Source organism: Alteromonas sp. ABH2_165, from assembly GCF_056159945.1.
The window spans coordinates 124882-137694 of record NZ_JBSWWF010000003.1 but is presented as its reverse complement, the minus strand read 5'-3'; the positions used below and the strand labels follow the sequence as shown (position 1 = coordinate 137694).

At 46.7% G+C, this 12813-nt stretch carries 9 protein-coding genes; 3 read left to right on the top strand and 6 right to left on the bottom strand.

The window, feature by feature from the left end; translation table 11 throughout:
• Positions 1 to 84 precede the first annotated feature (84 nt).
• On the bottom strand, positions 85 to 1032 hold the full coding sequence (locus ACXAFQ_RS07930) for a diguanylate cyclase (RefSeq protein WP_474819629.1): 948 nt from the start codon (positions 1030 to 1032) through the stop codon (positions 85 to 87).
• A 93-nt stretch (positions 1033 to 1125) separates the two neighbouring features.
• Here ACXAFQ_RS07930 and ACXAFQ_RS07925 point away from each other — a divergent pair, with 93 nt between their 5' ends.
• Entirely contained in the window at positions 1126 to 4866 is a 3741-nt protein-coding gene (locus ACXAFQ_RS07925) for a PAS domain S-box protein (protein WP_474819626.1), read from the top strand.
• Here ACXAFQ_RS07925 and ACXAFQ_RS07920 read toward each other — a convergent pair.
• On the bottom strand, positions 4847 to 5506 hold the full coding sequence (locus ACXAFQ_RS07920; RefSeq protein WP_474819624.1) for a 2OG-Fe(II) oxygenase: 660 nt from the start codon (positions 5504 to 5506) through the stop codon (positions 4847 to 4849). The genes ACXAFQ_RS07925 and ACXAFQ_RS07920 overlap by 20 nt on opposite strands.
• Before the next feature lie 173 nt (positions 5507 to 5679).
• On the opposite strand from ACXAFQ_RS07920, the gene ACXAFQ_RS07915 reads away from it, so the two are divergent.
• The gene (locus ACXAFQ_RS07915) at positions 5680 to 7233 is read left to right on the top strand and encodes a bifunctional GNAT family N-acetyltransferase/carbon-nitrogen hydrolase family protein (protein ID WP_070125422.1); all 1554 of its coding nucleotides are present in this window, start codon (positions 5680 to 5682) and stop codon (positions 7231 to 7233) included.
• Positions 7234 to 7396: 163 nt separating this feature from the next.
• Complete coding sequence (locus tag ACXAFQ_RS07910) at positions 7397 to 8212, top strand: hypothetical protein (protein ID WP_474819621.1); 816 nt, start codon at positions 7397 to 7399, stop codon at positions 8210 to 8212.
• A 138-nt stretch (positions 8213 to 8350) separates the two neighbouring features.
• Here ACXAFQ_RS07910 and rpsO read toward each other — a convergent pair whose 3' ends face one another.
• From rpsO to infB, 4 genes are all read right to left on the bottom strand, one after another.
• The gene (rpsO, locus tag ACXAFQ_RS07905) at positions 8351 to 8620 is read right to left on the bottom strand and encodes a 30S ribosomal protein S15 (protein WP_070125244.1); all 270 of its coding nucleotides are present in this window, start codon (positions 8618 to 8620) and stop codon (positions 8351 to 8353) included.
• A gap of 103 nt (positions 8621 to 8723) precedes the next feature.
• Positions 8724 to 9704 carry a tRNA pseudouridine(55) synthase TruB gene (gene truB / locus ACXAFQ_RS07900; protein ID WP_474819617.1) on the bottom strand — a complete coding sequence of 327 codons (981 nt, stop codon included), beginning with the start codon at positions 9702 to 9704 and terminating at the stop codon, positions 8724 to 8726.
• The gene (rbfA, locus tag ACXAFQ_RS07895) at positions 9704 to 10102 is read right to left on the bottom strand and encodes a 30S ribosome-binding factor RbfA (protein ID WP_474819613.1); all 399 of its coding nucleotides are present in this window, start codon (positions 10100 to 10102) and stop codon (positions 9704 to 9706) included. The genes truB and rbfA overlap by 1 nt, the downstream gene beginning before the upstream one ends.
• A gap of 83 nt (positions 10103 to 10185) precedes the next feature.
• Positions 10186 to 12801, bottom strand: a complete 2616-nt coding sequence (infB, locus tag ACXAFQ_RS07890) for a translation initiation factor IF-2 (protein ID WP_474819610.1) — start codon at positions 12799 to 12801, stop codon at positions 10186 to 10188.
• Between the last annotated feature and the right edge of the window lie 12 nt (positions 12802 to 12813).

Here is a 12813-nt window from a genome sequence, read left to right as displayed (position 1 = left end):
TAATCCATCGATGCGTCTTTAGTATCACTTACAATAAACGGATACCCGGTATCTGGCAATCCCTGGTATTCAGGGTAAGTGCGACTAACTGATCTTCTTAACCATAGGAAAATTAAGAGGGGTGAATTCAACTCTGTTGCGACCCATGGATTTCGCCCGATAAAGGGCTTCATCCGCTTTATCGACCAACTCCCTTCCCTCAACGCGATTTCTCAGCGCACTTCTTAAATCCATCACCGACACCCCAATACTGACTGTAAGGTAAGGATGACTACTAGCACTGCCGTGTTCTATTTGCAGGTCGTGAAATTTCGAAATAATGCTTTCACCTAATGCCATAGCACCCACGCGGTCTGTTTCACCAAGAATAATGGCAAATTCTTCACCACCAAGTCGGCAGCACAAGTCGGTGCCCCGTCTGGCACTATTTTTTAAAACATTGGCCACGGTTACCAGGCAATCATCCCCTTTTCCATGACCATAGGTATCGTTGTAGGCTTTAAAATCATCGATATCGATCATGATCAAGGCGAGTTCGCTTTGACTTCGCTGACAGCGCTCAATTTCGTGGGTGAGACTCTCGTCAAATTTGCGTCGATTCGATAAGCCCGTCAGAGAATCCGTTGCCGCCAGAGATTCCAATTGCAGGTTTTGTAAATACAGTCGAATATGGGCTTTAACGCGGGCCCGTAATAGGGGAACTTCTATGGGTTTGGTGATGTAATCGACGGCGCCGATTTCGAATCCTCTGGCCTGATCACTCACTTCCGCAAGGCCCGTGACAAAAACGACGGGAATTTTACGCGTTTGCTCATCAGACTTTAATTTGCGGCATAACGCGAAGCCGTTAATTTGAGGCATAAGCACATCAAGCAAAATCAACTGCGGCTCAGTGCACTTGGCTTGTTCCAACCCCTCTTCAGCACTGGTGGCAATGATAACTTCGTAGTCAGGCGCTAATGCTTCCGCGATAAGTCTGATAGTCGCAACGTCATCATCGACAATTAAAACTCGCGAGCGTGGTGTAGACATGTTTTGAAATCCTGTTTCATTTATTCAACAACAATTAGCAGTTCAACAAAAACCTTTCTATTATGAGACACATGGCAAACAAAAATTAATTTTATGTCTTCATCCCTGGAAAACCTGCTTAGAACCGATTACATGCCTCATGGCGTTTGTTATCAATGGATCCCAGAAGTCCTTTGGTTAAACGTTCTTGCTGACTTACTTATCGCCACTTCCTATTTTTCGATTCCCATAGCACTTTACTACTTTGTAAGGCGAAGAACCGATCTTAAATTCAAAGGCTTGTTCCTGCTTTTCTCCTTGTTTATCGCCCTCTGCGGCATTACCCACTTTGTCAGCATATTTATCATCTGGAACGGCGCTTATGGGCTCCATGGCATACTAAAGCTAATTACAGCAATCGTTTCATGCTTTACTGCTTATAAAGTTTATAGTTCTATTCCGGCCGCTCTGCAATTACCTACCGTCGATCAGCTGAAAAAAAGTGTTGAAGAAGCGAATCAAACCAAAATTAAGCTTCTACAACAAGAAAACAAAGCCCGACAAGAACGGGTTTTGCGTGACAGCACAGACAGTGCACATGTGGGTATTTTGGTGATCACCGGCGATGGTATCATTTCAGTTGCCAACAAAGCTGTTTGCCAGATATTTGGTTATGAAAAATCAGAATTGGAAAATCAGCACGTCAACCTGCTTGTTTCACCAGAATTTAAAGCGATTCACACATCGCTTATGGCGCAGTTCATCAACAGTGATGAAATAACCCGTGATATGGCCAGAAACCGCATTGTAAATGGGGTAACTAAAAGTGGAAAGTCGGTCCCTCTGGAAATACGTTTAACCCGAGCACAACATGATCCCGAGATAATTTACGTTTCGCTTTTGGATATCAGTGAACGTATTCAGCACCAGGAAGCATTAGCCAGTAGCGTCGCAACAACGGAAAACCTGCTTGCCTACATTCCCCTTGGCGTGTGTATTTATCAACAAAACGGTGATGCGTTTCACCTGGTGCATCAAAACCCAGTGGCCGACACTCTGCTTTCGGCACATGCTGAAGACCCGTTCCTGGCCGACACGCAACTTAAAGAGAAGATGGCACTTTTTTGCGCAGAAAAGAGCCAAACATCGAAAGTCCCCTTCAAAACGTCGGGAGTATCCCATAGCGAATTTCAACTTTATTTGTTCTATATCTCTGCTGGCAAGCTGGCCATTATGTTTGAAGATATTACCGAACAAAAACAGTTTGAAGATGGCTTGATTGAGCGCGAAAACATTATTCATAGAGCAATCAATGCGTCTATTGCGGGCGTTTATATTTTTGATATTGCAACGAGAAAGAACCGTTTTGTTAATGACCGTTTTGAAACGATTACTGGCTACAACCTAAATGATATCAATAATCTGGATACCGGCATCAGTTCAATTATTCATCATGATGACCAATCAAAAGTGATTAATCATTTTTCCCACTTGATGAAAGGGGAAGATGAAAACAGCGCATTCACCCTTTTCTATCGTGTACGCCATGCTAACGGCCATTGGCTTTGGCTGATGGCGCAGGATTTAGTTTTCGAGCGTGACAATAAAGGCAAGCCGACCCAACTTATAGGCTCTTTTCTTGATATTACGCCGCAAAAAAGAATGCAGGAAAATTTACTCTCTTTGAAAGACAAAGCAGAGAATGCTAACCATTCCAAGAGTGAGTTTTTGGCCAATATGAGTCATGAAATTCGCACGCCAATGAATGCGGTCATCGCATTAACGGATATGGTGCTAAAAATGGAAATGGGTAATAAGCAGCGTGAATATTTGAAAAAAGTACAGTCTTCGTCACGCTCATTGCTGCAAATTCTGAACGATATTCTCGACTACTCGAAACTCGAAGCGGGTAAATTTGAAATCGTTAATGAACCTTTCGACCTCTATAAAATGCTCTCAAATTCCATTCATCTATTTTCAACTACGGCCAACCAGAAAGGTCTAAAAACAGAATGCCATATTGATAGAGAGGTACCACGCTTCGTTGTAGGCGACGCCCCACGGATAGCACAAATACTGAATAACCTGTTAGGGAATGCAATTAAGTTTACCGAAAAAGGCACAGTTTCACTTACGGTCTCCAGCCAACAGAGTACTATTTCTGGCACACATAAAGTGGCTTTCACTGTTGCTGACACAGGCATTGGTATAGTAGAAGCTAAATTGGATTCATTGTTTCAATCATTTTCTCAGGCAGATGGCTCCATCGGCCGCCGATTCGGTGGTACGGGCTTGGGCCTTGCCATATCGCAACACTTGTCAAAGCTATTGAATGGTTCGATAACCGTTGATAGCGTTGTGGAACAAGGAAGCCAATTTAATCTCGTATTGCCCCTCACCACAGATAAAACGCTCAAATCCCCTGTTGATGGCGAATTGGATGATCAAGATATTTTATTGATAGGTAGCATGTCGCCCGAAGTCGAAGTGATGATGCAATTTTTCGAATCGATGCGCGCCACAATAACGCTTGATAATAACCTTAATCGTCTCGAGCCCAGTGGGGTTGAAACCTGGGATATCGTGATAGTCGACACCACCATACTCACCGACGCCGATAAAACCCGCCTAGTAGAAAAATTACTCACCCACTCCACCGCAAACATCAGGTGCGGTATCATATTTTTAAGTACAGAGGGCTATTACCACCAAAACGCCAGTGAAATTATTCTTAACACGGCTTCTGCCTGGCTGCTTACGCCATTTTTCTTGTCTGATCTCGAGGCTTCTGTCATTAGTCTGCAGGAGAGGCAACAAACGTTAAACGCTACCCATTCGAAATCGACCATGCCCATTTTTAACAACGCGTCGGTGTTAGTTGTTGAAGATCACCCGACAAACCAATTTGTTGCCATTGAGTTACTCAGCGCAGTAGGTCTGGATGTGAAGGTGGCCGAAGATGGTTACGAAGCCATCACTGTATTTCAAAAACATCCATTCGATCTGGTGTTGATGGACTTACAGATGCCGAATATGGATGGCTTTACCGCGGCAGAAAAAATTCGCCAATTGGCTGTAGGTAAGACGGTACCGATTTATGCCATGTCCGCCGCCGTTATGGATGCAGACAGAGAAAAAGTGACAGCTGTTGGCATGGACGGACATATCGCTAAACCCGTTGTGCGTGAGGATTTATATGCGTTGCTCGAACGCGTACTGGGTAAGAAAAGATCGCCTTTACCCATTCAAAAACCACATGATGAAGAGCAAGCCGCCGATGATGAAGCGCTTCTTCGTGGGCTGGCAACAACACTTATTGGTTTCGACCTTGATGTCGCAATCGGACGATTGGGCAACGACGTACATACCTACCTAGGTTTGCTCAAAAACTTCCATCTGCATTTTAGTGATTTTGAACGTGAAATTTCAGCCCCCGACGACACAGAAACCCTAGCACGCCGTCTGCACACGATGAAAGGCATGTCGATGTCGATAGGAGCCGTACGCTTAGAAACACTGGTAAAAGAGGCTGAACACTTGCTGATTGCCGGCAATTTACCTTCAACCCGGGAACTGGAGAATGAATTTAACCTGGTCTATCGCCATATTGGAAAGGCCCTGAAAATCTGCGAACGCCATTTGAAAACGGAGCCGGTGCAGCAAAACGTAAGCTTGCATGAGCTGGTTGAAAAAATTGAAAGCCACCAGTACCTGAGACTCAGTGATATCGAACCTTATCGGGGCTTACTGGAAGCCACTTATGGACAAGAAAACAGCACCCTAATTATTAACGCGGTGATGAACCTCGACTATAAAACAGCCACCAAATTGATGGCTATTGAGGGGGATCTATAATATCGCCAATAGTGCCATTCACCCGAAACCAGCCGGCAATCGAATTTCTACAACGGCTGGCGGGTAACACTTCGTGAGGGAACTCCTCACTTAGAAACACAACCACAGTGCCAAACCGCGGTAGCACTTTAATGCCGGTGGTGTCATTCTCATTCATGTACATCACCAATTGCCCGCCGTCGCTTTCTTGCCAGTCACGGTTGAGGTACGTTACCAATGAAAGTACGCGGTTTGCCTGGCCCTTAAATGCATCAAGATGCCGCTTGTAAAATGCGCCCTCCTGATACATCGCGAAATGGCTTTCAAAAGAGTACAAGCCTAGTAGCAATCTTCGATTCAAAAACGTTTTCAGCTCACTGGTCCAGTGCAACCAGTCAGCCCCTGCTTCGCTGGTGCCATCAATCCAACAAATTTCGTCTCGACGCACAAAATCATTTTCCTGAAAATTGTCTTTACGACCAATGCCAGCCTGCTGAAACTGCTTCTCCGACATGGCCCGATTATATTCCCACAGGCCATTGGCCAGGCTTTCTGGTAAGGCATATTCCTGAACACTGAATCCTTGCTGGTAAATGTCGTCTGCGATGCGAGCAAACAAGCTCGTGTCGGTGGGAAGATGGGTTGCTAAAAGTGCACTCATTGATGAATTGTTGGTGTGAAAAAACTGGCCGCTTTATACGCCCAAACCGCCATCTGCGCAATCACTATTCGCATCATGTTTGACCGTTGTCGACAGGTAGCTAGAAAGGATCTTTTCTTTCTGTCATTGTGTATACACTGTCAGAAGTAAAACCCCGTTATATAGGCACATTAATGAGTCACGACCCAAATCATATTGAAGAAACAGAACACCACCTTGAACTACGCAACTTAACCCTCGACGACTACAACGACGTTAAAGAGTTGATGGATAAGGTTTATGCGAATGTAGGTGGCGCCTGGCCGTTTAAAAACTACAAGGCGCAAGTTACCACCTTTCCAGACGGACAGATTTGTATTGAAGATAAAGGCAAGGTAGTGGCTTTTGCTATTTCTGTTATCGTCGATTACGACCAGTTTGATGACAAACACACCTACGATGAAATTACCGGTGATGCCTACCTGACAACCCACGATCCAAACGGTGATGTCCTGTACGGTGTTGAAGTAATTGTTTGCCCTGAGTACCGCGGTTTACGCCTTGGACGACGCCTGTACGAAGCGCGGAAAGAACTGTGCAGAAATCTCAATCTGCAGTCCATTATGGCCGGCGGCCGGATACCTAACTACGGCAAGCATAGTCATGAAATGACGCCGTACGAGTACATCGAAGCAGTCAAGTCTAAAGACATTTATGACCCTATTCTCACCTTCCAGTTGTCTAATGGCTTCGAAGTAAAACAAATCCTTAAAGCGTACTTGCCCGAGGATGAAGCGTCTCGCGGCTACGCCACCCTTTTACAGTGGCACAACATTTACTACGAGCCAGGCAATCCGCGCTTGTTCGGCGGCAAGAAATCCAGTGCCCGTATCGGCTGTATTCAATGGCAGATGCGTTATTTCGAAAATGTTGAAGAACTGCTGCAACAAGTAGAATATTTCGTTGACGCACTATCCGACTACGGCTGTGATGTGGCATTGTTCCCAGAATTCTTCAACGCACCGCTCATGGGATTGAGTGAATCTCAGGAATCAATCGATGCCATTTGGCACCTCGCCAGCTATACCGATGAAATTCTGAATGCCATCTCGAACTTGGCGTTGAGCTACAATATCACCATCATTGCGGGTTCTATGCCGGTTGTAGAAGACGAAGAACTGTATAACGTGAGCTACATGTGTCGCCGCGACGGTACTATCGACAGCCAATACAAAATCCACCCGACGCCTCATGAGAAAAAAGATTGGATCATGAAAGGAGGTAACGACCTCAATGTGTTCGATACTGACTTCGGCAAAATCGGTATTTTGATTTGTTACGATGTGGAATTCCCGGAACTGGCCCGTTTGCAATCTGAGCAAGAAATGCAAATCCTGTTTGTGCCGTTCTGGACCGATACCAAAAATGGCTACCTGCGTGTGCGTCGATGCGCACAAGCCCGTGCCATTGAGAACGAATGCTACGTGGCCATTGCCGGTAGTGTGGGTAACTTACCGAAAGTGGATAACGTTGACATCCAGTATGGGCAAACTGCGGTGTTCTCACCGTCAGATTTTTCGTTCCCACACGATGCTATTGTGTCTGAGACCACGCCTAACACAGAAATGACCCTGATTGTCGATCTTGACCTCGATAAGCTTACCAAACTGCAAAACGAAGGTTCGGTAAGAAACTATCTGGATCGACGTAGAGATTTGTATCGGGTACAGTGGCTCGGAGACAAATAGCCCGTATAAACCAACAAAAAGAGCGGAAAAGACAATGTCTGGCCCGCTCTATGCAGTTGTTTATTGTTATTTGAGCCAGAGAATGGTATTGGTATGAGGTAGAGAGTACCATTCTTTGAATAAGTACCTGAGTCCAGTAGTTTAGTTATCTAAAAGAGTAAGTATGTCCAACGATTCCAGAAACGATGATTTTCCGACTATCCGATTAGACGAGGAAGATCGTCGCGACTACCAGCATAAAAAACAGCCTTCCAGTCATACGATTAAAGCGCCAATGAGCGATTCCACAAGTACTTCAGGCAAATCTACATCAGCGCCGGCGAAGACGAGCGGTGGCAATAACGGCTTATGGATTGCCCTGGTCGCTGTAGTTGCACTGGCAGGTATCGGTGGTTGTTATTATTTATTTCAGCAACTGCAATTACAGAAAGAAGTCGCTGCCGATGCTGAATCGCGAATTGCACAACTCGAGCGTAAGTTATCTGCGACAGGCGAAGAAATGGGTGAATCAACCGTTGCGCTGCAGGTGAAGGTAGGCGAACTTTCCGATAAATCTGAAGAGTTGTGGGATCAAATGGACAAACTTTGGGCGTCGGCCTGGCGTCGTAATCAGAAAGAAATTACTGATTTGGGCGACAAACTCAACGCCACTGAAAACAGCCTGAAGAAATCAATTACCACAGTGACTGAAGATGTCACCGCCGATCAGACCAAACTTGCGTCGCTGAACAATCAGTTGAGCGGCATTGCAGATGAAATTCTTGCGCTGAACTTGCAGCTTGAACAAGCCACCAGTGACAAATCATCTCAACAGCAAACAGTGAAAAATCTGACCGATAAAATCTCCGTGTTGGAAAATCGTAACGCCAGCTTAGCTAGCCGATTAACCAGTATGGAAAATGAAATTCGCGATATTGCGACCAAGGTGGTGGTGAGCCAACCGGGTGCCACAACACCAAATGTGCCTCAGGGTCAGTAAAAACCGTAATATTGCATAGGCTTATCAGGCAACCTTCGGGTTGCCTTTTTTATTCTTTGCTGCAAGATAAGTATTGCTTCCCAATCAGCAGACACAAAAAAAGCGCCCGGAGGCGCTTTTTTCGTTTGAAACTTTGTCTTAGCGACGCAGACCCAAACGCTTGATCAAATCAAGATAACGTTCTGCGTTCTTACCTTTCAGGTAGTCAAGCAGTTTACGACGCTGGCTAACCATGCGCAGCAGACCACGACGTGAGTGGTGATCTTTCTTATGACCAGAGAAGTGACCTTGCAGTTTGTTGATGTTGTGAGTCAACAGAGCTACTTGTACTTCAGGTGAACCAGTATCACCTTCTTTAACGCCATAGTCAGCAACGATTTGTGCTGTTTCTTCTTTAGTTAGTGACATAATTTTCTCCTAATTGGATTAAATTCCGCCGATCACTAATTCAGCGAAATTATGAGAGCGCGTATTATAACGATGACGCTATAATTCGCAAGTAAATTCAGACTCAGACCGCCTCGTAGACCACGCGGCGTCGGGGAGACACAAAAATCTCACCAGCGTTAGCTCTGGGCTGGTCTTTAGGCGTTAATACCCCTTCACCGACGCCTAAGAACACGTTCCCGTCGGCTTTTTCCACGTAAACGCGATATTGCACGCCGACCTCTAACGCACTGTCCGTTTTACCGCATACACTTTGACCATGCTCGAACCGTTGATACTGCTCGTTATCCAGATAAATAGCTGGTAGCGACAACACCGCGGTATCCATTGGCAATAGCAGGCAATCCAGCTTATCAAAGTTGTCTTCTTCCAGGCTTTCTTGAATAGCGATGACGTCATCAAGGCTAACCATTCTGTCGGTGGGATAATCGGCAACTTCGGTGCGATGCAAGCGCGTTACATATCCTCCACAGGCAAGCTGCTGACCAATATCATCAACCAGTGAACGGATGTACGTCCCTTTGGAGCAGCGTACACGCATATCCACTTCTGGCAACGCCATACGGGTTATTTCCAGCTCAAAGATGGTGATATCACGGGCTTCACGCTCTACGGTTATTCCCTGACGGGCATAGTGATACAGCGGTTTACCCTGGTGCTTCAGCGCAGAGAACATGGAAGGGATTTGCTTGCTTTGACCAAGAAAACTCAGACAGGCATGGCGTACCTGCTGTTCAGACACATTCACCGGCTTCTCTTCCACCACTTCGCCATCGGCATCAGAGGTAGTCGTTCGCACGCCAAGGTGCATGGTCACTTCATAGGTTTTATCGGCATCCAGCAAGAACTGGGAAAACTTGGTGGCTTCGCCCAGGCAAATGGGCAACATACCGCTGGCAAGAGGATCTAATGCACCAGTGTGGCCGGCTTTCGCCGCTTTGTAACACCAGCGCACCTTTTGCAAGATCTGATTAGATGAACCGCCCAATGGCTTATTCAACAGCAATACGCCATTGATACTGCGGCCTTTACGACGTCTGCCCATTAATCCTGCTCTTCATCCCGCTGTTTGCTTTTCGCTTCATCTTTCGCAATGGTTTCAGAAACCAGATTAGAGATACGAATACCTTCGGTCAGTGACTCATCGCGGAAGAAATGCAGATGCGGTACGCTGCGCATACGCAAACGTTTAGCCAGCAGTGAACGCACGAAACCTTTTAATTCTTCCAGCTGTTTGGTGTGCGCTTTCGCCTCTTCTTCCTCAGCACCATAAATAGAGATGAAGATTTTGGCGTGCGCCAGATCGCGTGATACTTCAACGTCTGCCACGGTGATAAGAGGCATTTCGCCCACACGATGTTTATATTCATTTTGCAGAATGCTGGCAACTTCTTTGTGAACCTGTTGCGCCACTCTGTCTGTACGAGAAAATTCCCGTGCCATATTCGACTCCTCATGCCTGAAAATACGATACGGACAAAAACGGGGGCTGCTGCCCCCGCTTTAATCAATATGCCCTAACAGGACTAAATTTGACGGGCAACCTCGATGACTTCGAAGACCTCGATTTGGTCGCCAACTTTAACGTCATTATAGTTCTTAACGCCGATACCACATTCCATGCCGTTACGAACTTCTTGTACGTCGTCTTTAAAGCGACGCAGTGATTCGAGTTCACCTTCATAGATAACAACGTTATCACGAAGTACACGGATTGGGTTGCTGCGCTTCACGTTACCTTCGGTAACCATACAACCAGCGATCGCGCCCAGTTTCGGTGACTTAAACACGTCACGAACTTCAGCCAGACCAATGATTTCTTGACGGAATTCAGGAGCAAGCATACCGCTCATTGCCGCTTTCACTTCGTCAATCAGGTTATAGATAACGCTGTAGTAACGCAGGTCAATTTCTTCACCTTCAATCACGCGGCGTGCAGTTGCATCGGCACGTACGTTGAAGCCAAGAATAATCGCGCCTGACGCTGCCGCCAGGGTGGCGTCAGTTTCGGTGATACCACCTACACCACTACCCACAATGTTTACTTTTACTTCAGCAGTTGACAGTTTCAGCAGTGATTCAGAAATCGCTTCCACAGAACCTTGTACGTCCGCTTTCAGAACAATGTTCAGTTCGCTCACGTCACCGGCTTCCATGTTCGCAAACATGTTTTCCAATTTCGCTTTCTGCTGACGGGCCAGTTTCAGTTCACGTTTCTTCTGATGACGCTTACCAGCAACTTCACGGGCTTTACGCTCGTCTTGTACCACAACAGCATCTTCACCGGCTACAGGAACACCTGACAGACCCAGTACCTCTACAGGTGTAGAAGGGCCAGCCACTTTCAGCTCGATACCGTTTTCGTCACGCATGGCACGAACACGACCGTATTCTTCACCACAAAGCAGAATGTCACCAGACTTAACTTCACCTTCCTGAACCAGTACAGAAGCAATCGGACCACGACCTTTATCCAGACGGGATTCGATAACCAGACCACGTCCTGGGCCATTTGGCACAGCTTTCAGGTCAAGTACTTCAGCCTGCAGGCTGATGGCTTCCAGCAGGTCGTCAACGCCCATACCGGTTTTCGCCGATACGTTAACGAACTGGTGCTCACCGCCCCACTCTTCAGAAATAACTTCCAGCTGTGAAAGTTCGGTTTTCACACGGTCCGGATCAGCGGATTCTTTATCCATTTTGTTTACAGCAACAATCAGAGGTACACCTGCCGCTTTCGCGTGCTGTACCGCTTCTTTTGTTTGCGGCATAACGCCATCGTCTGCTGCAACCACCAGGATAACGATATCTGTTGCGGTAGCACCACGCGCACGCATTGCGGTAAACGCGGCGTGTCCAGGTGTATCCAGGAAACAAATCTCACCGTTATCGGTTTCGACTTTATAAGCACCAATGTGCTGGGTAATACCACCGGCTTCACCCGCGGCCACTTTGGCACGACGAATGTAGTCAAGCAGAGAGGTTTTACCGTGGTCAACGTGACCCATGATGGTGACAACTGGTGCACGGGTAATTTTCTCACCCGTGCTGGCATCTGCCATCAATTCATCTTCAAGGGCGTTATCATTAACCAGTTCGTACTTGTGACCCATTTCTTCAATCACAAGTGTGGCTGTGTCTTGATCAAGAACCTGGTTGATGGTGGCCATTTCGCCCATTTTCATCATGGTCTTGATAACTTCGTTAGACTTCACTGCCAAACGGTTTGCCAATTCACCGACGGTGATAGTGGCACCCAATTTAACAATGCGCTCTACAGGTTGTGCTGGTTTGTTGAAACCTTGCTTCAAATGCTCTCCCGCGTTTTTTCTGGACTTCTTACGACGTCGCGAAGAACGCTCTACCTGCATATCTTCTTCGTCTTCAGCTTCCTGTGCATATCGGTTAGAGTGCATGTGAACTTCGGCAGCCTCATCGCGCTTACGACGTTCTTCCTCTTCCTTCCAGCGACGCTCGTTTTCTTCTGCCAGCTTGCGCGCTTCTTCAGCGGCACGCTTGGCTTCTTCTTCAAGCTTCTTCTTAGCTTCTTCTTCTTGCTGCTTACGCAGGCGCTCTTCTTCTTTACGGGCTTCTTCCTGAGCAGCTCGTTCTTCTGGGCTTAGTTCAGGTTCTTCCTGTGCAGATTCTTTACGCGCTTTCTCTTCAGCAGCCTTACGAGCACGCTCTTCTTCCGCTTTTTTCTTCGCTTCAGCTTCTACACGTGCTTTTTCTTCAGCAACCTTACGGGCCGCTTCTGCTGCAGCTTCTTCAGCCGCTTTCTGTTCTGCTTCCAGACGAGCACGTTCAGCTTCTAAACGTGCCTCTTCTTCCGCGGCTTTCTGCTCGTCAACTTCACTACGTTTCACGTAGGTGCGCTTCTTACGCACTTCAACTTTTACAGATTTAGATTTACCAACACTCAGAGTGCTCGTGGTTTTACGCTGCAATGTCATGCGCGTTGGCTCACCCGCTGCTGCATTACCGTGCTGCTTACTCAGGTGATCAAGAAGCTGACGCTTCTCGTCTTCTGTTACTGAGTCGTTTACAGCTTTAGTGATACCGGCATCTTTAAACTGGGTTACCAGTCGGTCAACGGTTGTTCCAATGTCGCTGGCGAGCTTTTCAATAGATACTTCTGCCATCTTAGTATTTTT

What these genes read in the sequence shown, in the direction of transcription:
- ACXAFQ_RS07930 (WP_474819629.1), bottom strand. Translation starts at nt 1,032, where the DNA reads ATGTCTACACCACGCTCGCGAGTTTTAATTGTCGATGATGACGTTGCG.
- ACXAFQ_RS07925 (WP_474819626.1), top strand. Translation starts at nt 1,126, where the DNA reads ATGTCTTCATCCCTGGAAAACCTGCTTAGAACCGATTACATGCCTCAT.
- ACXAFQ_RS07920 (WP_474819624.1), bottom strand. Translation starts at nt 5,506, where the DNA reads ATGAGTGCACTTTTAGCAACCCATCTTCCCACCGACACGAGCTTGTTT.
- ACXAFQ_RS07915 (WP_070125422.1), top strand. Translation starts at nt 5,680, where the DNA reads ATGAGTCACGACCCAAATCATATTGAAGAAACAGAACACCACCTTGAA.
- ACXAFQ_RS07910 (WP_474819621.1), top strand. Translation starts at nt 7,397, where the DNA reads ATGTCCAACGATTCCAGAAACGATGATTTTCCGACTATCCGATTAGAC.
- rpsO (WP_070125244.1), bottom strand. Translation starts at nt 8,620, where the DNA reads ATGTCACTAACTAAAGAAGAAACAGCACAAATCGTTGCTGACTATGGC.
- truB (WP_474819617.1), bottom strand. Translation starts at nt 9,704, where the DNA reads ATGGGCAGACGTCGTAAAGGCCGCAGTATCAATGGCGTATTGCTGTTG.
- rbfA (WP_474819613.1), bottom strand. Translation starts at nt 10,102, where the DNA reads ATGGCACGGGAATTTTCTCGTACAGACAGAGTGGCGCAACAGGTTCAC.
- infB (WP_474819610.1), bottom strand. Translation starts at nt 12,801, where the DNA reads ATGGCAGAAGTATCTATTGAAAAGCTCGCCAGCGACATTGGAACAACC.